This is a genomic window from Streptomyces sp. NPDC007095 (assembly GCF_040634475.1).
GTDB lineage: Bacteria > Actinomycetota > Actinomycetes > Streptomycetales > Streptomycetaceae > Streptomyces.
Genome location: NZ_JBEYFS010000085.1, coordinates 23,893 through 44,374 on the forward strand (window position 1 = coordinate 23,893; position 20,482 = coordinate 44,374).

General features: G+C 71.4%; 17 protein-coding genes. 9 read left to right on the plus strand and 8 right to left on the minus strand.

The window, feature by feature from the left end; translation table 11 throughout:
* The first annotated feature begins 40 nt into the window (after positions 1 to 40).
* From ABZ656_RS27400 to ABZ656_RS27410, 3 genes are read left to right on the plus strand one after another with little or no spacing between them, the layout of a single operon-like run.
* Entirely contained in the window at positions 41 to 1,633 is a 1,593-nt protein-coding gene (locus ABZ656_RS27400; RefSeq protein ID WP_101407531.1) for a GMC family oxidoreductase, read from the plus strand.
* Positions 1,630 to 2,553: a DUF2252 family protein gene (locus ABZ656_RS27405; RefSeq protein ID WP_360271111.1), complete on the plus strand. Its 924-nt coding sequence runs from the start codon at positions 1,630 to 1,632 to the stop codon at positions 2,551 to 2,553. Before ABZ656_RS27400 ends, ABZ656_RS27405 begins: the two co-directional genes overlap by 4 nt.
* Positions 2,554 to 2,575: 22 nt before the next feature.
* Positions 2,576 to 4,408 carry a glycoside hydrolase family 15 protein gene (locus tag ABZ656_RS27410; RefSeq protein ID WP_360271113.1) on the plus strand — a complete coding sequence of 611 codons (1,833 nt, stop codon included), beginning with the start codon at positions 2,576 to 2,578 and terminating at the stop codon, positions 4,406 to 4,408.
* Here the strand turns inward: ABZ656_RS27410 and ABZ656_RS27415 are convergent.
* Positions 4,359 to 5,663 (minus strand): chloride channel protein, encoded by a 1,305-nt coding sequence (locus ABZ656_RS27415; RefSeq protein WP_180362707.1) that lies wholly within the window; start codon positions 5,661 to 5,663, stop codon positions 4,359 to 4,361. The two genes, ABZ656_RS27410 and ABZ656_RS27415, sit on opposite strands and share 50 nt — an antisense overlap.
* 242 nt (positions 5,664 to 5,905) lie before the next feature.
* Complete coding sequence (locus tag ABZ656_RS27420; protein WP_101407535.1) at positions 5,906 to 7,021, minus strand: GNAT family N-acetyltransferase; 1,116 nt, start codon at positions 7,019 to 7,021, stop codon at positions 5,906 to 5,908.
* Between the two features lie 498 nt (positions 7,022 to 7,519).
* Between ABZ656_RS27420 and ABZ656_RS27425 the strand changes: the two genes are divergently transcribed.
* Together ABZ656_RS27425 and ABZ656_RS27430 are read left to right on the plus strand one after the other, a co-directional pair.
* Positions 7,520 to 8,716, plus strand: coding sequence for an MFS transporter (locus ABZ656_RS27425; RefSeq protein WP_101407537.1), 1,197 nt, complete (start codon positions 7,520 to 7,522; stop codon positions 8,714 to 8,716).
* Positions 8,717 to 9,086: 370 nt separating this feature from the next.
* Positions 9,087 to 9,830, plus strand: coding sequence for a maleylpyruvate isomerase family mycothiol-dependent enzyme (locus tag ABZ656_RS27430; RefSeq protein WP_360271116.1), 744 nt, complete (start codon positions 9,087 to 9,089; stop codon positions 9,828 to 9,830).
* Between the two features lie 153 nt (positions 9,831 to 9,983).
* Here ABZ656_RS27430 and ABZ656_RS27435 read toward each other — a convergent pair whose 3' ends face one another.
* Entirely contained in the window at positions 9,984 to 10,394 is a 411-nt protein-coding gene (locus ABZ656_RS27435; RefSeq protein WP_101407539.1) for a MarR family transcriptional regulator, read from the minus strand.
* A gap of 85 nt (positions 10,395 to 10,479) precedes the next feature.
* Between ABZ656_RS27435 and ABZ656_RS27440 the strand changes: the two genes are divergently transcribed.
* Together ABZ656_RS27440 and ABZ656_RS27445 are read left to right on the plus strand one after the other, a co-directional pair.
* Positions 10,480 to 12,018 carry an MFS transporter gene (locus ABZ656_RS27440; RefSeq protein ID WP_360271118.1) on the plus strand — a complete coding sequence of 513 codons (1,539 nt, stop codon included), beginning with the start codon at positions 10,480 to 10,482 and terminating at the stop codon, positions 12,016 to 12,018.
* A 123-nt stretch (positions 12,019 to 12,141) separates the two neighbouring features.
* On the plus strand, positions 12,142 to 12,420 hold the full coding sequence (locus ABZ656_RS27445) for a DUF6332 family protein (RefSeq protein ID WP_101407540.1): 279 nt from the start codon (positions 12,142 to 12,144) through the stop codon (positions 12,418 to 12,420).
* Here ABZ656_RS27445 and ABZ656_RS27450 read toward each other — a convergent pair.
* From ABZ656_RS27450 to ABZ656_RS27460, 3 genes are all read right to left on the minus strand, one after another.
* Positions 12,381 to 13,043 (minus strand): response regulator transcription factor, encoded by a 663-nt coding sequence (locus ABZ656_RS27450; RefSeq protein WP_101408439.1) that lies wholly within the window; start codon positions 13,041 to 13,043, stop codon positions 12,381 to 12,383. The genes ABZ656_RS27445 and ABZ656_RS27450 overlap by 40 nt on opposite strands.
* Positions 13,044 to 13,126: 83 nt before the next feature.
* The gene (locus ABZ656_RS27455) at positions 13,127 to 14,407 is read right to left on the minus strand and encodes a sensor histidine kinase (RefSeq protein WP_360271121.1); all 1,281 of its coding nucleotides are present in this window, start codon (positions 14,405 to 14,407) and stop codon (positions 13,127 to 13,129) included.
* Positions 14,408 to 14,520: 113 nt separating this feature from the next.
* Entirely contained in the window at positions 14,521 to 15,258 is a 738-nt protein-coding gene (locus ABZ656_RS27460) for a TetR/AcrR family transcriptional regulator (RefSeq protein WP_101407541.1), read from the minus strand.
* A 186-nt stretch (positions 15,259 to 15,444) separates the two neighbouring features.
* Between ABZ656_RS27460 and ABZ656_RS27465 the strand changes: the two genes are divergently transcribed.
* Positions 15,445 to 15,894: a nitroreductase family deazaflavin-dependent oxidoreductase gene (locus ABZ656_RS27465; RefSeq protein ID WP_101408441.1), complete on the plus strand. Its 450-nt coding sequence runs from the start codon at positions 15,445 to 15,447 to the stop codon at positions 15,892 to 15,894.
* Between the two features lie 150 nt (positions 15,895 to 16,044).
* Here the strand turns inward: ABZ656_RS27465 and ABZ656_RS27470 are convergent, their stop codons facing one another.
* Positions 16,045 to 17,301 (minus strand): geranylgeranyl reductase family protein, encoded by a 1,257-nt coding sequence (locus tag ABZ656_RS27470; RefSeq protein ID WP_360271124.1) that lies wholly within the window; start codon positions 17,299 to 17,301, stop codon positions 16,045 to 16,047.
* A gap of 184 nt (positions 17,302 to 17,485) precedes the next feature.
* Between ABZ656_RS27470 and ABZ656_RS27475 the strand changes: the two genes are divergently transcribed.
* Positions 17,486 to 18,841 (plus strand): dipeptidase, encoded by a 1,356-nt coding sequence (locus tag ABZ656_RS27475; protein ID WP_101407543.1) that lies wholly within the window; start codon positions 17,486 to 17,488, stop codon positions 18,839 to 18,841.
* Positions 18,842 to 19,272: 431 nt separating this feature from the next.
* Here the strand turns inward: ABZ656_RS27475 and ABZ656_RS27480 are convergent, their stop codons facing one another.
* Complete coding sequence (locus ABZ656_RS27480) at positions 19,273 to 20,313, minus strand: NUDIX domain-containing protein (RefSeq protein WP_101407544.1); 1,041 nt, start codon at positions 20,311 to 20,313, stop codon at positions 19,273 to 19,275.
* Positions 20,314 to 20,482 lie beyond the last annotated feature (169 nt).

The window sequence follows — 20,482 nt, forward strand, 5'->3', positions numbered from 1 at the left end:
GGGCAGATGCCCACGGCGGGCAGTGGGGACGGTGGCCTGCATGACCGACGCACAGCACTACGACGTCATCATCGTCGGCACCGGTGCGGGCGGTGGCACGATAGCCCACCGCCTGGCCGCCACGGGGAAACGGATCCTCCTTCTCGAACGCGGGGACTATCTTCCTCGTGAACGCGACAACTGGGATTCCACCGCCGTCTTCGTCAAAGGGAAATACCGCGCGCCGGAATTCTGGTTCGACAAACACGGAAACCAGTTCCCGCCCGAGGTCAATTACTACGTGGGCGGCAACACCAAGTTCTACGGCGCCGCGCTCTTCCGGCTGCGCCCCGAGGACTTCGGCGAGCTGCGCCACCACGACGGCATCTCCCCCGCCTGGCCACTGAGCTACGAGGAACTCGAGCCGTACTACACCCAGGCCGAGCATCTCTACCTCGTGCACGGCCGGCACGGCGAGGATCCGACCGAGGGGCCCACCAGCGCCCAGTACGCGTATCCGCCGGTCCAGCACGAGCCGCGCATCCAGCAGCTCAGCCACGACCTGGAGAAGCAGGGGCTGCACCCCTTCCACCTCCCGATCGGGGTGAACCTCACCCAGGACGACCGGGGCCGGGCCACGCACACCAGCGCCTGCATCCGCTGCGACCGTGTCGACGGCTTCCCCTGCCTGGTCGGCGCGAAGTCCGACGCACAGGTCATCTGTGTCGACCCCGCCCTGGAACACGACAACGTCGAGATGGTCACCCACGCGGACGTACGGCGCCTGGAGACGGACGCGACCGGCCGCAGCGTCACCTCGGTCGTCGCGACGGTCGGGGACGGGGGTGGCGAAGGTTCGACCGTGGAGTTCAGCGCGGACATCGTGGTCGTCGCCTGCGGCGCCGTCAACTCCGCCGTCCTGCTGCTGCGTTCGGCGAACGACCGGCATCCGCAGGGGCTGGCCAACAGCTCGGATGTCGTGGGCCGGCACTACATGCGGCACAACAACCTCGCCCTGATGGCCGTGTCCAGGGAACCGAACGACACCAGGTTCCAGAAGACCCTGGCCCTGCACGACTGGTACCTGGGATCCGACGACTGGGAGTATCCCCTCGGCGGCATCCAGATGCTCGGCAAGTCCGACTCCGAACAGATCCACGGCGAGGCGCCCCGCTGGGCCGGGGCCGTCTCTCCCGACATGCCCTTCGAGGTGCTGGCCCACCACGCGGTCGACTTCTGGCTGTGCGGAGAGGACCTGCCCACCCCCGACAACCGCGTCACGCTGGACCGGGACGGCGGCATCCACCTGGCCCTGGACGAGAAGAACAACATCGCCGGACTGAACCACCTGCGGCACAAACTGCAGGGCATGCTCAGCCACTTGGGCATGCACGAACACCATCTCCTGTCGCGGAGCATCTACCTGCACAAGGGCATGCCCATCGGCGCCACGGCGCATCAGGCGGGCACCGTCCGCTTCGGCCGCGACCCCGCCGACTCCGCCCTCGACGTCGACTGCAAGGCCCACGACCTCGACAACCTGTACGTCGTCGACACGAGCTTCTTCCCGAGCATCGGAGCGGTCAATCCGTCGCTGACGGCCATCGCCAACGCCCTGCGTGTCGGTGATCGCATCGCGGACCGACTGCGATGACCTCGCAGCACCCGGCCGACGGCGTCGTCCGGCACTGCACGTCCCGCGAGCGGGCCGAGACCGGCAAGGCCGCCCGGGCCGCCGTACCCCGCTCCAGCCATGCCGAGTTCGCTCCCGCTCAGAAGCGACCCGACCCCGTGGACGTCATCGAGGCGCAGTCCGCGACCCGGTTGCCCGAGCTCGTACCGATCCGCTGCAGGAGGATGACCGAGTCACCGTTCCGCTTCTGTCGGGGGGCCGCCGCCATCATGGCCGGGGACCTCGCCGGCACTCCCCGCAGCGGGATCACAACGCAGGTGTGCGGCGACGCGCACCTGCTGAACTTCCGGCTGCCGGCCTCGCCCGAGCGGCGCATGATGTTCGACATCCACGACTTCGACGAGACACGGCCCGGCCCGTGGGAGTGGGACGTCAAGCGGCTGTGCACGAGTTTCGTCGTCGCCGGCCGGGCGAACGCCTTCAGCGCCAAGGAGCGGGCCTGCGTCGTGCGGTCGACGGTGCGGTCGTACCGCGAATGGCGGCGGCGCTTCGCCGAGCTGGGCAATCTCCCCGTCTGGTACGCCCGGTTCGACGAGGACTGGGTGCGGACCCACGTCTTCCAGGAGGTGCGCGCGCGGGCCAGCGCGCGCTGGTCGCGGTCGGTGTCGAAGGCACGCACCCGCGACAAGGGCATCGCCGAGCCCGAGCCGATGGTGCCGGACGGGAAGCGGGCCTTCGGTGAACCGTGCGGTGCCACGCTGGCCCGCGCGCACGCGAGATCGGGGGACCGGATCGCCATCGCCGCCTACCTGGGCGGGGGAGAGGTCTTCGACCGGGCGCCGGTGACGTTCACCGAGCGCTGTGCCGACCAGAACGAGCAGGACCACCGGGCACTCGTCGACGCCGTCCGTTCCGGGCGGGTCAAGGCTGAAACCGCCTGACACGCCTGACAAGGAGAGCAGCATGGATCGCTATCCGCCCATCGCCGACCACGGGCTCGTCGGGGACCTTCAGACCGCTGCTCTGGTCTCGTCCCAAGGCGTGATCGACTGGTTCGCCGCCCCGCGCTTCGACTCACCGAGCATCTTCGCCGCGCTGCTCGACCACGACGGCGGCGGCTATTTCCTCCTCGCGCCCGACCACCCCGAAGGCACCTGGAGGCAGCTCTACTACCCGGACACCGCCGTCGTGGTGACCCGTTTCATGTCACCCGACGGAGTCGGCGAGATCGTCGACCACATGCCGGTCCTGCCGGGCCCGACGGCGACCGACCGGCACAGCCTGGTGCGGGTCATCCGCTCGGTGCGCGGCACCGTACGCTTCACCCTCGAATGCCGGCCGCGGTTCGACTACGCGCGGGCCGCCCACGAACTCGACCTGACGCACGACAAGCCGATGCAGGAGACGGCGACGTTCCGGGCCCCCGGGACGACCGCCTACCTCCAGGCCACCATCCCGCTTGAGCGGGACGGTCAGGACGTCCGGGGCACCATCACCCTCAACGCCGGGGAGACGGCGGCCGTGGTGTTCACCGTCTGCGCGCCGGACGGGGAGGCGCCACCGCCCCCCACCACCGAGGGGGTCGCCGAAGGTCTCTGGGAGAACGTCGACTTCTGGCAGAAGTGGGTGCGTACCTCGCGTTACCACGGCCGCTGGACGGACATGGTGCACCGCTCCGCGATCACCCTCAAGCTCCTCACGTACGCCCCCACGGGCGCCCCGGTCGCCGCCGCCACCATGGGACTGCCCGAGCAGGTCGGCGGCGAGCGCAACTGGGACTACCGGTACACCTGGGTGCGGGACGGCTCCCTCTCGGTGCGGGCCCTGCTCGACCTCGGCTTCGTGGAGGAGGCGACCCGCTTCACCCGCTGGCTGGGCGACCGCCTGGGCGCCCGCGAGGGCCCCGACGACGAACCCCTCCAGATCATGTACCGGGTCGACGGCGACCCTCATCTGACGGAGGAGATCCTGGAGCACCTCGAGGGCTACCGCGGCTCCTACCCGGTCCGGGCCGGCAACGCCGCCTCCGACCAACTGCAGCTCGACATCTACGGCGAGGCCCTCTACGCCCTGGCCGAGGGCCGCGAGGTCGGCGCGCAGACGGGCTACCACGGCTGGAAGGGGCTCGCCGCCACCCTCGACTGGCTCGCGGACTCCTGGGACCGGCCCGACGAGGGCATCTGGGAGACGCGGGGCGGACGCAAGGACTTCACCTACAGCCGGGTCATGTGCTGGGCCGCGTTCGACCGCGGGCTGAAGCTGGCGCAGGAGTTCAGCAGGCCGGCCGACACCGTGCGCTGGACCCGGGCCCGGGACGCGATCCTCGAACAGGTCATGGATCGCGGCTGGAACGAGAAGGAGCAGGCCCTCGTCCAGTACTACGGCGGAGACGTCCTGGACGCCTCCCTGCTGCTCGTCCCCCGGGTCGGATTCCTGGCCCCCCGCAGCCCCGGCTGGCTCAACACCCTCGACGCCATGGACCGCGTCCTCGTCTCCGACAGCCTGGTCTACCGCTACGACCCCGGTGCCTCGCCCGACGGACTGCGCGGCTCCGAAGGGACCTTCAGTCTGTGCACCTTCCTGTACGTCGACGCCCTCGCCCGCGCGGGGCGCCTCCCCCAGGCCCGCTATGCCTTCGAGAAGATGCAGACGTACGCGAACCACGTCGGCCTGTTCGCCGAGGAGATCGGCCCCAGCGGGGAGCAACTCGGCAACTTCCCGCAGGCCTTCACCCATCTCTCGCTGATCATGGCCGCGACGACGCTGGACGAGGCGCTCGACGCGCTCCATCGCTGAACACCGGGATTCCCGGCCCCTGCGGCAGCAGTTCGGTGGTCACGAAGGACACCACGGCAGCGAGCACGATCACCGGCACCGTTCCCGAGTTGCCCACCATCAGCACGACCAGCACCACACAGCTGACCGGCAGCCGGAGCGCGGCGGCGGACGAGGCCGCCATGCCCGCCGCCATGCCCGGCACGACGCCGAGCCCCGGCAGCGGCGCGAGCAGCGCGCCCATCGCGCCGCCCAGGAACAGCGAGGGGAAGACCGGACCACCGCGCAGGCTTCCCAGACAGAGCGCGTACGCGACGCCCTTGAACACCAGGACCGCCACCAGTCTGCCGACCGACCAGACGTGCGGGTCGGTGGCGAGCTGCCCCAGGGTGGCCTGGCCCGACAGGGCGACGTCGGACGGCGAACGGCCGGTCAGGACCGCGTAGAGCGCCGCGCAGGCGGCCGCGCCGAGTGCGCAGAGCACCGTGTTCCGCAACGGATGCGCGACCACGAGGCGCGCCGCGATCCGTCCGCCCACGATGATCCAGTGGATGGCCGCCCCGATGACAACCGCCAGGAGCACCGACCACACCACGTCCCCGGCATCGAGGGCGGAGGGCGCGGGCAGTCCGATGTCGAGGCTTCCGGTCTTCAGTCCGGTCCAGTCTCCGAAGCCGGTGAACACGATGGCACCGACTCCACTGGCCAGCAGGGCCGGAAGCATCACCGCGAACAGCCGCGGCCCGCCCACTCCGGCCACTTCCATCAGCAGCACGGCCGCCACCAGCGGACTTCCGAAGATCGCGGAGATGGCCGACGCGGCGCCCGCGGCACCGAGCAACGCCGTGTTCGCCTCGGTCGCGGGAACGCGTACGAGATCCCGGAACGCCAGCGCCAGGCCGCCGCCCAGGGCGATCAGCGGCGCCTCGGGCCCGAGCACGGCTCCCAGCGGCAGGCCGGCCAGCGCGGCGAGGACCACGCCGGGAACGGCGGTCTTCGATGCGCCTCCGGCGTGCAGGCCGCCCGCCGGAATGTGTCCGCCACGGCCGGGAAACCGCAGAACGACCAGGGCGACGACCGCACCCGACACCAGAGCCAGGGGCAACGGCCACCACCACGGCGGATTCGACCACCCGAGACGGTGCGGCCAGTCCACCCAGATCAGGTGTTCCAGCTCGTGCAGCAGCACGAGGAACCAGAACGCGACCAGCGACACCGGGATCCCGATCAGGCCGCAGAACAGCAACGTCCGCCGGTACGCGGGCTGCCGCAGCATGTCCCTCAGCTGGTCGGCCTCCCGGGGCCGGTCTCCCGGGGCAGGCTCCGCCTGTGCGGGCTTCGGCTCGGTGATGGGTCTTCTCCTGGGTCCGCTCGGAGCGGTGGCGCCGGTCGGAGCGCGAGACTACCCACCACGCCGTCCATGCCACTCCGAGCCACGCCACACCACCCGGAAACCCTCCGGGTGGACGCGCCCACCGATGCCGCACGGCCACCCGGACCGTCGGTGGAGAAGGCGCCTCAGCGGGCGCGGGGAGCCGCCGCACCGGAGTCCGGCCGGCCCGAGGTGCGCAGCGTGCCGACCGTCTTGAGCAGCCGGTCGGCCGGATCGCGCAACCTGGGATGGGCCAGGACCGTGTTGCGCAGGCCCCGCACCGGCCTGCGCCAGAGCCGGTGCGCCGTCGCCATCGGATGGGGGCGGGTGGCGAACCCCTCGCCCACGCGCAGCTCCCGGGTCTTGAGCCAGTCCTTCCACTCCTTGTCGCCACGGCCCAGGTCCATCAGCCGCACGCCCTCCCGCCCGGCGGCCTCGGCCATCCGGAGGTGCATGATCAACCCGGGCGAGTAGTAGCGGAGTTCCGGGTCGTACGCGGTGAACCAGGCCGCGAACAGCGTGCGTGAGGTCGGTCCGAAGTGTGCGGCCACCGGCCGGTCGCCGGCGTACACCACGGACAGCACGCCGTTGAAGTGCTCCTCGCGGACCCGGAAGAGATGGTCCACCAGGTCCACGATCCAGGGCCGCGCGAACCGGTCCATCCGTCCCGTCCTGCGGTACTGGGCGGACTTCCAGCGCATGAGGGTGCGCAGCACCCGCGGGTCGCGCTCGTCGTAGACGAACCGCATCTCGCCCAGGTCGCGTCCCAGGCGGCGTTCCTTCTTCAGCGTCGTCTTGGCCAGTCCTGGGTAGGCGCCGCGCAGCCACTCGGCGTAAGTGCCCTCGCCGACCTTCAGGTCTATCGCCGGTGAGGCGAACGTCCCGGTGACATGTCTGCCGAAGGGTTTCTGCTCCTCGACGAGGTGGTCGAACTCGAAGACGGACAGCCCGCAGGCCCGCAGCAGTTCCTGCGTGTCCCAGGTGACCCCGGGGCGGTGCACCAGGGCCTGGCAGTCGGAGAGACCGAGACCGATGGCCCGGCCGACGCCCAGGGAGTTTCGCTCGTACGGGAAGAAGCCGACGGGCTCCCCTCTCTCGTGGAGGACGGCCACGTGCGCCCCGCCTCGGTACCTGTCGATCCCCGCCGCGAACTCCGGGGCCAGGAACGGGTTGGCGTAGTCGGGCGACTCGTCCATCACCCGGTGCCAGGCCAGGAGGAGCGAACTGCTCAGCTCCTCCGGTCTGTGGATCGTGATCTCCACCTCAGATCAACCGCCCTTCCGCGGGCTCCGCGAGGGACGTGCCGTTCGCAGCGCGGACCCCTAAGGCGTGAGGATCGTTGTTCATCGATCGCACGGCCGACCGCCCCCATTCCCCCATGACGCGTCTCGAACTGTTCCGCGAGGCTCAAACGTCGCGAATCAGTACGCAAGCTGTCAAGGGTGTCTGTCGTAACGGAAGAGTGGGAATTGGCTCGCCCGGTCCCCACCAGGCCGTCCGGTGCCCGGGTCCCCACCGCGGATCGGAGGCCGATCCACTCGTCGTTCACCCGGCGCATGAGGCGCCGCAGGGGGTGGAAGCCGTCGCGGGAGAAGCCCGGTGGCATCCCGTCCGCCCGGCCGAGCGACGCCACGCGCTGCACCCCGGCGCAGGCCTCGTCGCCTCAGCGGAACACCGTGATCCCGCCGCGATCACAGGCTCGGCGCGACAGGCACCTTGCCCCACCCCCGCCCGCCACCTACGCTGACTTTGTGCCGCTGATGAACAAAGCCTGGTCGCACAGTGCCGTGCGAGGCCCCGACGACCTCACCCGCCTGCGTATCGCCATCACCGCCTTCTTCGCCCTCGACGGCTTCGTCTTCGCGGGCTGGGTCGTCCGCATCCCGGCCGTCAAGCAGCAGACCGGCGCCTCGGCGAGCACCCTGGGACTCGCGCTGCTCGGCGTCTCCGCCGGAGCGGTGATCACAATGACGCTCACCGGCCGGCTGTGCCGCCGCTTCGGCAGCCATCCGGTGACCGTTGTCTGCGGCATCCTGCTGGCGCTGAGCGTGGCCCTGCCCCCGCTGACGCACTCGGTGGTCGCGCTGGGGCTGGTACTGCTGGTGTTCGGAGCGGCCTACGGCGGTATCAACGTCGCCATGAACAGTGCCGCCGTCGACCTGGTGGCCGCGCTGCGGCGGCCGGTCATGCCGAGTTTCCACGCGGCGTTCAGCCTGGGCGGCATGATCGGCGCGGGGCTCGGCGCACTGGTGGCGGGTTCCCTGTCCCCCACCCGGCACCTGCTCGCGCTCACCGTGATCGGCCTGCTGGTGACCGCCCTCGCCGGACGCACCCTGCTGAGCCACGAGCCTCCGGCGCCCCCGGAGCGCGGACAGTCGCACCAGGAGCGCGCCCCCCGTCGCCTCGACGCACGCACCCGCGGACTGGTCTTCGTCTTCGGCCTGATCGCCCTGTGCACCGCGTACGGCGAGGGTGCCCTGGCCGACTGGGGAGCCCTCCACCTGGAACAGGACCTGCGGGCCCGCCCGGGCGTCGCGGCCGCCGGCTACTCCTGCTTCGCGCTCGCCATGACCATCGGCCGGGCCGGCGGTACGACGCTGCTGGAACGGCTGGGCCGCACACGGACGCTGGTGGGCGGCGGCACCACTGCCGCCACCGGCATGCTGCTCGGCGCGCTCGCCCCCTCCGTGTGGGCGGCCCTGCTCGGCTTCGCGATCACAGGGCTCGGACTCGCCAACATCTTCCCCGTCGCCGTCGAACGCGCGGGCTCCCTCGCCGGCCCCGGCGGTGTCGCCATCGCCTCGACGCTCGGCTACGGCGGCATGCTCCTGGGACCGCCCGCGATAGGGTTCATGGCCGACTGGTTCTCGCTGCCCATCGCCCTCACCAGCGTGACGGTACTGGCGGCGCTGGCCGCGCTCATCGGGTTCGGGACGCGCCGGGCGGCCGTGAGCTGACGACTCGTCACCTCCGGGCCCTGGCGGATGTCCCCGCGGACCAGGCGGACGTGCCCCACCTCACAGCGGGCGACGGGACCGGGCGGGAACAACCCCGGGGGATCGGCCGTTGATCAGTAGGTGGCTGCGGAGGGGACAGTGTCCCCGGGTCTCACCTAAAGCCCATGGGGACGATCGTCCGGCTGAAGCCCCGTGGAGCGTTCCGCCGCGAGGCGACCGCCCTCCGTCGGCCACCACATGCCGCCCCGGCTGGTCTCCCCCGTCCAGCCGGGGCTTCTCATTTCCCGCCGCCGGCGGGATGACGGGCCCCGATGTGACGCGATACGCGTCCGCGGCCCCCGGATCCCACTGCGTCCGGCACACTCGCCGCATGGAGATTCCGGAGTTCGTGGAGACCCTGGACCAGGAGGGCCGGTCGCTCGCCGCGGCGGCCGAGCAGGCGGGGCCCGACGCCAAGGTGGCGACCTGCCCGGGGTGGCGGGTGCGGGACCTGGTGCGGCACACGGGCATGGTGCACCGGTGGGCGACGGCGTTCGTCGCCGAGGGGTACGCCACGTATCACCCGGACGGCGGCCTGCCCGAGCTGGACGCCGCCGAACTGCTGGCCTGGTTCAGGGACGGCCACCGCCGCCTGGTCGACACGCTCGCGGCCGCTCCGCCCGACCTGGCCTGCTGGAGCTTTCTGCCCGCGCCCTCGCCGCTCGCCTTCTGGGCGCGGCGGCAGGCGCACGAGACGACCGTGCACCGGGTCGACGCGCAGTCGGCGCTCGGCGAGACGCCGGGCACGGTGACGCGGGGCTTCGCGGTGGACGGGATCGACGAGTTGCTGCGCGGCTTCCACGGACGCCCTAGAAGCGAGGTGCGCACCCCGACACCCCGCGTGCTGCGGGTGCGCGCAACCGACGTGGACGCGGTGTGGACCGTACGGTTGTCGCCCGAACCGCCGGTCAGCGAGTGGGGCGCGGGGGCCGGCGGGGACGTCGACTGCGAGATGGCGGGGCCCGCGGCAGGGCTCTATCTGGCGCTGTGGAACCGGCTGCCGTTCCCGGACATGACCGGTGACGCCTCGCTCGCCGCGCTGTGGCGGGAGAAGTCCGGCATCACCTGGAGCTGAGGCATCCGGGCCCGACCGGGTCGGGCCGCGTTCGGCGGCATTCCGCGGTCTGCGTTCTGCGGGCTCCGCAGGCTGCGCGGTCTACGGGCTCCGCGGTACGCGGGCTGCGGTCCGCGGCCCCGGTACGCGAGCCGCGGGCCGCGGTCCGCGATGTCAGTCGCCGGTGGCTGTCCCGCCCGCCAGCATCCGCGTCAGAACCGCCCGCTGCACCGGCAGCACCTCGGCATGGAGCGTTCGCCCCTTCGGAGTGAGGCACACACGCACCCCCCGCCGGTCCTCCAGGCACATGCCGCGCGTCACGAGACCGTCCTTCTCCAGGCGGGCGATCAGCCGGGACAGGGCGCTCTGGCTCAGATGGACGCGGTCGGAGATCTCCTGGACGCGGTAGGAGCAGTCACCGTCGGACGCGGTGCCCCCGGCCAGCACGTCCAGCACCTCGAAGTCGCTTGCGCCCAGGCCGTGTCGGTGCAGCTCGCGGTCGAGCTCGCACAGGGTGCGCGCATGCACCGCGAGGATGTCACGCCACTGGTCCACGAGCACCTGCTCGGCCTTCTTCGCCGCCATGCTCGCACCGTAGCAAAGAATCGATTTTATTGCATCGGAATTAAATGCATTTGCATCCGATGCATGTGCATGTACTGTCTCCCGCATGACCTCTCCGCTCACCACCCCCACCACCGAGGGACGCTGGACCCCGCGGCTGTGGGGCACCCTGCTGGTGCTCTGCGCCGCGATGTTCCTGGACGCGCTCGACGTGTCGATGGTCGGCGTCGCCCTGCCGTCCATCGGCTCCGAACTGGACCTCTCCACCTCGACGCTGCAATGGATCGTCAGCGGCTACATCCTGGGCTACGGCGGACTGCTCCTCCTCGGCGGCCGCACCGCCGACCTGCTGGGCCGCCGTCAGGTCTTCCTGGTGGCCCTGGGCGTCTTCGCGCTCGCCTCGCTGCTCGGCGGGCTCGTCGACTCGGGCCCGCTGCTGATCGCCAGCCGCTTCATCAAGGGCCTGAGCGCGGCGTTCACCGCCCCGGCGGGCCTGTCGATCATCACCACGACCTTCGCCGAGGGCCCCCTGCGCAACCGGGCCCTGTCGATCTACACCACCTGCGCGGCCACCGGCTTCTCAATGGGCCTCGTGCTGTCCGGCCTGCTCACCGAGGCCAGTTGGCGCCTGACCATGCTGCTGCCCGCGCCCATCGCGCTGCTCGCCCTGCTCGTCGGCCTGAAGCTCCTGCCGCGCAGCGAACGCGAGAAGGACCACAACGGCTACGACATCCCCGGCGCCGTCCTCGGCACGGCGTCGATGCTGCTGCTGGTGTTCACCGTCGTCCAGGCCCCCGAGGTCGGCTGGGCCTCGACCCGTACCCTCCTGTCCTTCCTCGCCGTGGCCGTCCTGCTCACCGTCTTCGTCCGTGTCGAGCGGCGCTCGGCGGGGCCGCTGATCCGGCTCGGCGTGCTCCGCTCCGGCAGTCAGATCCGCGCCCAGCTCGGCGCGATGGCGTTCTTCGGCTCGTACGTCGGATTCCAGTTCCTGGTGACGCTGTACATGCAGTCGCTGCTCGGCTGGTCGGCCCTCCACACCGCGCTCGCCTTCCTGCCCGCGGGGGCGCTGGTCGCGCTCTCTTCCACGAAGGTCGGCGCCGTCGTCGACCGCTTCGGAACCCCACGGCTCATCGCGGTCGGCTTCGTACTGATGGTCGTCGGCTACGCGTTGTTCCTACGCATCAGCCTCCACCCGGTGTACGCGGCCGTGATCCTGCCGACCATGCTGCTGATCGGCGCGGCCTGCGCGCTGATCTTCCCGTCGCTCAACATCCAGGCCACCAACGGTGTCGACGACCACGAGCAGGGCATGGTCTCGGGTCTGCTCAACACCTCCGTCCAGGTGGGCGGCGCCCTCTTCCTGGCCGTGGTGACAGCCGTCGTGACCGCGAACTCCTCGGCGGGTTCCTCGCCGCAGGCCGTCCTCGACAGCTACCGGCCCGGTCTGATCGTGGTGACGGGGATCGCCGTGGCGGGGCTGCTGATCACGCTGCCGGGGCTGCGGACCCGGCGCCCGCGGCAGACCGTCGTGGTCGCACGGTCCGCGGGGCCGGACTCCGTACGGGAGGGCTCCGTACGGGAGGACTCCGTACGGGAGGACTCCGTACGGGACGACGCCGAGGAGCGGGTGGCGATCGGCGACTGATCCGGTTCGCCGGTGACCCCAACTCACCGCGTCGAGACGGTACTTCGACCCGGCACCTCGACCCGACGCGCCCGGCAGGCAGCCCCTTGCCCGCCGGGCACGCCGTCGTGACAGACTCGCACCATGGGGAGACGCACGCAGGAGCAGCGGGACGCGATGACGGTCGAGATCGGGTACGCGCTCCTCAGCGCGACCTTCGCGGCGGGCCTGGCGCTCGGCGCCGTATCCGGCCCCGCGCTGCTCTTCCATCTCCCGCTCCCCGTCGAGAAGGTCCTGATCACCGCGGGGGTACTGCTGGCCACCGCGCTCTTCGCGGTACGCGTGGTCACGGTGCTCGTCCGCTTCGGCCGCGCGGCCGGCACTCACCCGAGCCACCCCGGCCGTACCAACCCCGACTCGTAGGCCAGCACCACCAGTTGAGCCCGGTCGCGGGCGCCGAGCTTCACCATGGTCCGGCTGACATGGGTCTTGGCCGTGAGCGGGCTGACGACCAGACGCCGCGCGATCTCGTCGTTGGACAGTCCGATACCGACCAGGGCCATCACCTCCCGCTCCCGTTCGGTGAGCCGGACGAGCGACTCCGCGGCCGCGGGCTCCTTGGAGCGGGCCGCGAACTCCGCGATCAGACGGCGCGTCACGCCCGGTGACAGCAGCGCGTCGCCGCCGACCACCGCCCGTACCGCGCGCAGGAGTTCGTCCGGCTCGGTGTCCTTGACGAGGAAGCCGGAGGCACCGGAGCGGATCGCCTCGAAGACGTACTCGTCGAGCTCGAAGGTGGTGAGCATGACCACCTTCACGTCCTTCAGGTCCGGGTCGTCGGTGAGGCGGCGGGTCGCGGCGAGGCCGTCGAGCAGCGGCATGCGGATGTCCATCAGGACGACGTCGGGGCGCAGTTCGCGCACCTTGCGCACCGCCTCCTCGCCGTCGGCCGCCTCACCGGCCACCACCAGGTCCGGCTGTGCGTCGAGCAGTGCCTTGAAGCCCGCCCTGACCAGTGACTGGTCGTCGGCGAGCAGGACGCGGATCGCCGGTCCCCCTTCACCGACCACCGGTCCCCCTCCGCCGTCCACCGGTTCTCCTGCGCCATCCACCGGCTCGCCTTCACCGTTCACCGGTCCTCCTTGACCCTCAGCGGGAGCACGGCCAACACCCGGAAGCCTCCGTCGTCGCGCGGGCCCGCCTCGATCGTGCCACCGAGGGCGACGGCCCGCTCCCGCATACCGGCCAGCCCGTTGCCGCTGCCGCCCGCGTCGGTGCCGGTCGCGGGCCCGTCGTCGTCGATCCGCAGCCGCAGCGTGCCCTGCGCGGATTCGAGCCGCACGCGCGCGTGCCGCGACCCCGAGTGCCGTACGACATTGGTGAGCGCCTCCTGGACGATACGGAACGCGGCGAGGTCGGTACCCGGCGGAAGCTTCGGAACGCCGCCGGGCTTCTCGATCTCGACCGTCAGACCCGCGCTCGCCGCCTGTTCGACGAGCTCGGGGAGCCGGTCGAGCCCCGGCGCCGGCGCGCGCGGCGCCTCCCCCGGCGTACGGAGCGTGTCAAGCACCTGGCGGACCTCGCCGAGCGCCTCCTTGCTGGCCTCCTTGATGGTCGTGAGCGCCGTACGCGCCTGTTCCGGGTCGGAGTCGAGAAGCGCGAGGCCGACGCCCGCCTGGACGTTGATCACGGAGATGCTGTGGGCGAGGACGTCATGCAGTTCACGGGCGATCCGCAACCGCTCCTCGTCGGCGCGCCGGGCGGCGGCCCGCGCGCGTTCGGCACGGTCGCGGGCCCACTGCTCACGGCGTATCCGGGCCAGCTCCGACACGACCACGATCACCACGACCCAGGTGATGATGCCGAGTTCCTGGTTCCAGGAGGCGGCCCGGTCCCCAGCGGGCGGCAGCCGGCGGTAGAGCCAGTGCCCCACCAGCAGATGGCCGGCCCACAGCATGCCGACGGCCGTCCAGGCGGCCCAGCGGTGCCCCGCGACGACCGCGCCGAAGCAGCCGACGGCCACGGTGACGAACACGGGCCCGTACGGATATCCGGCGCCCAGATAGACCAGCGCCGCCGCGGCGGTGCCGAAGGCGACGAACACCGGGTACCGCTGCCGCCACAGCAGCAGGCCCGTGCCGAGGATCAGCAGCGCCCTCGCGAAGAGGTCCAGAGGGGTGCGGTCGCCGTCCTGGGCGTGCGCCGCGAACTGGGAGCCGCCCAGCACGAAGACGGTCAGCAGCAGAGCGGAACGCCACGGCCACCGGTCGCCGCGCCCGCCGTGGCCACCATGCCCACCCTGCCCGCCATGGGGCTCGCCGCTCCATCGGTGCCACCCCGGCGGCCCGTGCCGCCACCATGGCGGTACCCCGTCCCACACCGGGGACCTGGGGATTCGCTGCTCTTCCATGACGGTCACGCTAGACGGCACTGACCGCCGGGGGCGTCAGCCGGACGAGGTGATCACGCGTACTCCCCAAGGAGTACCACCCGCTCTCTCCACTGAGTACCACCCGGTCGTCGTCAGGGACCGGCCGCGCCGTTCCTCTTGCCCGGGGTCCCGGTCGACTCCGGGTACACCAGGCCAACGCCGTGGGCGAGTTGGTCCACCGCGTGCCGGAAGAACGGCTCACGGTCCTCCACGAGCCGGTTGAACTGCCCGAAGAGTTCGAACCCGATCAGCCCGAAGAGCTGGGCCCAGGCGGCGACGAGCGCCGCCACCGCCTCGGGCGGCAGGTCGGGGGCGAGGTCGGCGGCCATCCGCTGCGCCTCGGCCTTCAGCTCGGGCGACAGCGGGGTGCCGGCCACCCCTTTGCCCCGATACGCGTCACGCACGATGCCGACCAGCAGCAGCCCCACGCGGGAGGCCGCCGGGATGGTCGTGTCCGGCGCGGCGTAACCGGGCACGGGAGAACCGTAGATGAGCGCGTACTCGTGCGGCTGCGCCAGGGCCCAGCGGCGCGCCGCCAAGCACACCGCGATCCAGCGCTCGCGCGGCCCGGCGCCCGAAACCTGCGCGTGCGCCGCCTCCGCGCTCTCGCCGAGGGAGTCATAGGCGTCGATGATGAGCGCGGTCAGCAGGTCGTCACGGCTGGGGAAGTAGCGGTAGAGCGCGGAGGAGACCATGCCGAGCTCGCGGGCGACGGCTCTGAGCGAAAGCTTGGCCGCGCCCTCCGCGGCAAGCTGTCTGCGCGCCTCGTCCTTGATGGCCGCGGTGACCTCGATCCTGGCTCGGGCGCGTGCTCCGCGTGCGGTACTCATGCGGGAAAGTGTGCCACGTTTTCAGAGCAGTGCACACAAACGAGAGCGGTGCACACGAACAAGAGCACCGCTCTTGCTTTGGATCACCGATCTCATGCAGACTGCTCTCGAGCGAGAGCACTGCTCACAAAAGAGAGCGGAGCTCCCGATCAGAGAGCGGCGCTCTCGCAACCGATGGGGGTCATCATGTCCACGCACGTCCAGAAGCCCGGCTGGTTCACCGTCAACGTCTTCAACCGCTGTGTGGCGTTCATCACCCGCCGCGGTCTCAGCATCTGGGGCTCACGGGTCCTGGCCGTGCGTGGCCGCAAGAGCGGCGAGTGGCGCACCACCCCGGTCAATCTGCTCACCGTGGACGGGCAGCAGTACTTGGTCGCCCCTCGTGGCCACGTCCAGTGGACGCACAACATGCGGGCCGCGGGCGGCGGCGAGCTGCGCCTCGGCAAGAAGGTGGACACGTTCACCGCGACCGAGGTCGGCGACGACGACAAGGTTCCGTTGCTGCGTGCCTACCTCAAGCGATGGAAGGCGGAGGTCGGTGTCTTCTTCGGTGGCGTCGGCCCCGACTCTTCCCCTGAGGAGCTGCGGCGTATCGCCCCCGACCACCCGGTGTTCCGGATCACGGTCACGAGCTGACCGGCCATGAGCCGACGGGCACCCCCGTCAGCCACGGGCCACTCCACGGTCACGGCTCCGCGGCCACCGACCACTCCACGGACACCTGCACCAGCGCCGGCACCGGCGCCGGCGCCGAAACGGCCACGGCCAAGGCTCCGCGGCCGACGGTCACTCCGTGGTCGGAGTACTGTCGGCGGCCGTCGGTACGGCGGCGGCCGATCGCCGGTCGAGCGTGGACAGGGCACGCCCGGCCATCGGGTGGGAGCGCACCATCTCGCCCAGCGTGGTCGAACCGCGGGTGATCCCGGCGAACGCCTTCCAGGCGGGCCGGAAGCTGGTGATCGCCGCGTGGAGCATGCCCGGCCGGCGCTCGAAGGCCGCGAGCATGCTCTTGCCGACGGCCATCTCCACGCCGAGCCCCGCCTTGATGGCGAAGGCGTAGTTGAGCGCTTGGCGCCGGGTGTCCACCGCGTCGTGCGCCTCGGCGACCCGTACCGCCCACTCCCCCGCGAGCCGCCCGGAGCGCAGCGCGAAGGAGATGCCCTCGCGAGTCCAGGGTTCGAGCAGCCCCGCCGCGTCGCCGCAGACCAGCACGCGCCCGCGCGACAGCGGGGAGTCGTCGGCGCGGCAGCGCGTCAGGTGCCCGGAGGAAATGCTCGGCTCGAAGCCGGCGAGCCCGAGCCGGGCGATGAAGTCCTCCAAGTACCGCTTGGTGGCGGCGCCTTCGCCGCGCGCGGAGATCACGCCGACGGTGAGCGTGTCCCCCTTGGGGAACACCCAGCCGTAACTGCCCGGCATGGGACCCCAGTCGATCAGGACCCGTCCCTGCCAGTCCTCGGCGACGGTCTCCGGCACCGGGATCTCCGCCTCCAGGCCGAGGTCGACCTGGTCGAGCTTGACCCCGACGTGCGCCCCTATGCGGCTGGCGCTGCCGTCCGCGCCGACCACCGCCCGCGCAAGCACGGTCTCGCCGCCCTGGAGGACGACGGCTACGGTGCGCCGGTCGGGCACGGCGGACCCGTGCTGTTCGACCCGCGAGACCGTGACGCCCGTACGCAGCTCGGCGCCCGCCTTCTGGGCGTGCTCGACGAGCTGCTGGTCGAACTCGGGCCGGTTGATGAGCCCGAACAGCATCTGCTTGGAGCGCCGGGTGCGGGTGAACTTGCCGTCGAGCGAGAACGTGACCGCGTGCACCCGGTCCTGGAACGGTAGCTCGAAGCCGGGTGGCAGGGCGTCGCGCGAGGGACCGATGATGCCGCCGCCACACGTCTTGTAGCGGGGCAGCTCCGCCTTCTCCAGCAGCAGGACGCTGCGTCCCGCGACCGCTGCCGCATAGGCGGCCGAGGCGCCCGCCGGCCCCGCGCCGACCACGACGACGTCCCACACCCGCTGTTCGTCGTCCGCCGAAGAGTTCTCGCTGCTCACGATGGTCTACTGCTCCCAGTCCAGCCGTCTGCCGCACCTGTCCCGAGCATCCTACGGCGGGCATCGCCGCAGGCCACTGTGGGAGGATCGGGGGCGTATGCGCCCTGCACACCAGGACGCGCGTACGCACCACCCGATCACTTGTACACAGAAGTACAACGTCGCACCTACAAGGAGCGTGCCCATGTCGTCGAATCCGGTCGCCGAGACAGTCGCCTCGCTCATGCCCAGGGCACAGGCGGAGCTCACCGAGCTGGTGGCCTTCAAGTCGGTGGCGGACTTCGACCAGTTCCCCAGGAGTGAGAGCGAGGGCGCCGCGAACTGGGTCGCCGACGCGCTGCGCACCGAGGGCTTCCAGGACGTGGCGCTGCTGGACACCCCGGACGGCACGCAGTCGGTCTACGGCTTCCTGCCCGGGCCCGAGGGCGCCAAGACCGTGCTGCTGTACGCGCACTACGACGTGCAGCCGCCGCTGGACGAGGCGGCCTGGACGACCCCGCCGTTCGAGCTGACGGAGCGCGACGGCCGCTGGTACGGGCGCGGCGCCGCCGACTGCAAGGGCGGGTTCATCATGCACCTGCTCGCGCTGCGCGCGCTGAAGGCGAACGGTGGCGTCCCGGTGGGCGTCAAGGTGATCGTCGAGGGTTCGGAGGAGCAGGGTACGGGCGGTCTGGAGCGGTATGCCGAGGAGCACCCGGAGTTGCTGACCGCCGACACCATCGTCATCGGTGACGTCGGCAACTTCCGGCTGGGTCTGCCGACGGTCACCTCGACCCTGCGCGGGATGACGCTCGTCCGCGTGCAGATCGACACGCTGGAAGGCAATCTGCACTCGGGCCAGTTCGGCGGGGCGGCGCCCGACGCGCTGGGCGCGCTGATCCGCGTACTGGACTCGCTGCGCGCCGAGGACGGTTCGACGACGATCGACGGGCTGACCGGGGACGCGCGCTGGGAGGGGCTGCAGTACGAGGAGGAGGCGTTCCGCAAGGACGCCAAGGTGCTGGACGGGGTCGAGCTGACCGGCTCGGGCACGGTCGCCGACCGCATCTGGGCGCGTCCGGCCGTCACCGTGCTCGGCATCGACTGCCCGCCGGTCGTCGGCGCCACCCCGTCCGTGCAGGCGGGCGCGCGTGCGCTGGTGAGCCTGCGGGTGCCGCCGGGCGTCGACGCGGCCGAGGCGACCAAGCTCCTGCAGGCCCATCTGGAGGCGCACACGCCGTGGGGTGCGCGGGTGAGCAGCGAGCAGATCGGCCAGGGCCAGCCGTTCCGCGCCGACACCTCCAGCCCGGCGTACACGGCGATGGCCGAGGCGATGGCGGTCGCCTACCCGGGCGAGGAGATGCAGTCGGCGGGCCAGGGCGGCTCCATCCCGCTGTGCAACACCCTCGCCTCGCTCTACCCGCACGCGGAGATCCTCCTCATCGGCCTGAGCGAGCCGCAGGCGCAGATCCACGCCGTGAACGAGAGCGTCTCCCCCGACGAGCTGGAGCGTCTCTCGGTCACGGAGGCCCTGTTCCTCCAGAAGTACGCGGCGAGCTGACCACCAGGCCGGGAGCACGAGCGCACGAGCGGAGAGGGTCCTCGCCACACGGCATGGGCCCTCTCCACGCGCCGGGGCGGTAGCCCGGTCCGGTGAACGGCCCTGAAGCGACCGCGCGTTACGCGCCGAGACGTACGCGTTCACGTTCGCGCACGGCCAGTCATACCGGATCCTCGGGTCGGAAACGGCGTACTGCAGGTCGGAGATCAGGTGGAACACGATGACGACGTCCGCCGACAGCAGCGGCCACGCCATGGTGTGTTGGACGTCGACGCGCAGGGCGAAGTCGCGAGGCCTGCGGTCGCCGAGCGGTCGGCATTTCCGCCGGGACGCTCAACGGCCGCCGCTCCGGGAGCCGTTGACCATCGGCACCGGATCACCCCCTGGCTGTACATCATCGACGTCTGCCAAGGGGTGGCCCGGCATCGACGTCAGCCGAGTGGTATACCGGCCTCCAGATAGAGTGCGGCCCCGCGCTCCCGCGCCCGCAGGGCCCAGCGCAGCCGCTCGTAGCGCACCGATGGCAGCAGGTCCGCCGCCTCCCGCTCGGTGACGAAACGCCAGGCGCGCAGTTCGGGGCCGGGGAGCAGCAGCCGGTGTGCCTCGCCGGAGTCGAGGCGGCCGCCGTCGAAGAGGAGGCGCAGACCGCCGTAGCCGGGCGGTGCGGGCGGCTCCCAGTCCACCACCAGCAGACCGGGTACGTCCTCCAGCCGTATGCCGGTCTCCTCGGCGACCTCGCGCATGCCCGCGCGCGCGGGAGCCTCCCCCGGTTCGACGACACCGCCGGGAAACTCCCAGCCCGCCTTGTAGGTGGGGTCGACGAGCAGCACCCGGTCCTCCTCGTCGAAGAGGAGGACGCCGGCGGCGACGGTCTCGGAGGTGGGTTCGGGGGTCTGGACGATGTCGCACGCGGACGCGTCACCGGTGCGTACCGCTTCGGCGACGCGCAGTGCGGTGTCGTGCGGGGTGAGAGCGCTGGTGTCGACGGGGTGGGCGTCGGCGGTGAGCCAGGAGGCGAGCGCCGCGCGATAGGGCTCGATGTGGTCGTAGGACCACTGGCGCACCCGTATCTCACCGTCGGGGAGATCCTCGGGTATCTCCCGGCCTGCTATGCGCGCCCGCAGGATCGTTTCCGCCGGGGCGAGGAGCACGTGGCGTACTTCGATCCGGCGCGAGGCGAGGCCGCCGAAGATCTCGTCACGGTACTCCTGTCGCAGCAGGGTCATGGGAACCACGAGAACGCCGCCGAGCTCCGCGAGCAGGGCGGCCGCGGTGTCGACCACCAGGCGCCGCCAGATCGGCAGGTCCTGGAAGTCGCCGACCTCGGCGAGGTGTTTGGCGGGCAGCAGGTGCGCGAGCTCGCCGCCGATCACCTCGGGGTCGAAGAGCGTGCTGTTCGGGATCAGGTCGATCAGTTCCCGTGCGGTGGTGGTCTTCCCCGCACCGAACGCACCGTTGATCCAGACGATCACGGTTCCCCCTCTTCTGTTGGCCCCCTGAGGCTTGCCCGCTTCACCCTGCCACGGAAACCAGCCGCAGATGAGGGAGCCGACGGCGCGGCGCCGGTGCCCCCGGGCGAGTGCTCCCGTCCCCGCCGTCACCTCGTCATGCGCACTGGTGCTCGTCGCTGCCTGCGGGCAG

What these genes read in the sequence shown, in the direction of transcription:
- ABZ656_RS27400 (WP_101407531.1), top strand. Translation starts at nt 41, where the DNA reads ATGACCGACGCACAGCACTACGACGTCATCATCGTCGGCACCGGTGCG.
- ABZ656_RS27405 (WP_360271111.1), top strand. Translation starts at nt 1,630, where the DNA reads ATGACCTCGCAGCACCCGGCCGACGGCGTCGTCCGGCACTGCACGTCC.
- ABZ656_RS27410 (WP_360271113.1), top strand. Translation starts at nt 2,576, where the DNA reads ATGGATCGCTATCCGCCCATCGCCGACCACGGGCTCGTCGGGGACCTT.
- ABZ656_RS27415 (WP_180362707.1), bottom strand. Translation starts at nt 5,663, where the DNA reads ATGCTGCGGCAGCCCGCGTACCGGCGGACGTTGCTGTTCTGCGGCCTG.
- ABZ656_RS27425 (WP_101407537.1), top strand. Translation starts at nt 7,520, where the DNA reads ATGAACAAAGCCTGGTCGCACAGTGCCGTGCGAGGCCCCGACGACCTC.
- ABZ656_RS27430 (WP_360271116.1), top strand. Translation starts at nt 9,087, where the DNA reads ATGGAGATTCCGGAGTTCGTGGAGACCCTGGACCAGGAGGGCCGGTCG.
- ABZ656_RS27435 (WP_101407539.1), bottom strand. Translation starts at nt 10,394, where the DNA reads ATGGCGGCGAAGAAGGCCGAGCAGGTGCTCGTGGACCAGTGGCGTGAC.
- ABZ656_RS27440 (WP_360271118.1), top strand. Translation starts at nt 10,480, where the DNA reads ATGACCTCTCCGCTCACCACCCCCACCACCGAGGGACGCTGGACCCCG.
- ABZ656_RS27445 (WP_101407540.1), top strand. Translation starts at nt 12,142, where the DNA reads ATGGGGAGACGCACGCAGGAGCAGCGGGACGCGATGACGGTCGAGATC.
- ABZ656_RS27455 (WP_360271121.1), bottom strand. Translation starts at nt 14,407, where the DNA reads ATGGAAGAGCAGCGAATCCCCAGGTCCCCGGTGTGGGACGGGGTACCG.
- ABZ656_RS27460 (WP_101407541.1), bottom strand. Translation starts at nt 15,258, where the DNA reads ATGAGTACCGCACGCGGAGCACGCGCCCGAGCCAGGATCGAGGTCACC.
- ABZ656_RS27465 (WP_101408441.1), top strand. Translation starts at nt 15,445, where the DNA reads ATGTCCACGCACGTCCAGAAGCCCGGCTGGTTCACCGTCAACGTCTTC.
- ABZ656_RS27475 (WP_101407543.1), top strand. Translation starts at nt 17,486, where the DNA reads ATGTCGTCGAATCCGGTCGCCGAGACAGTCGCCTCGCTCATGCCCAGG.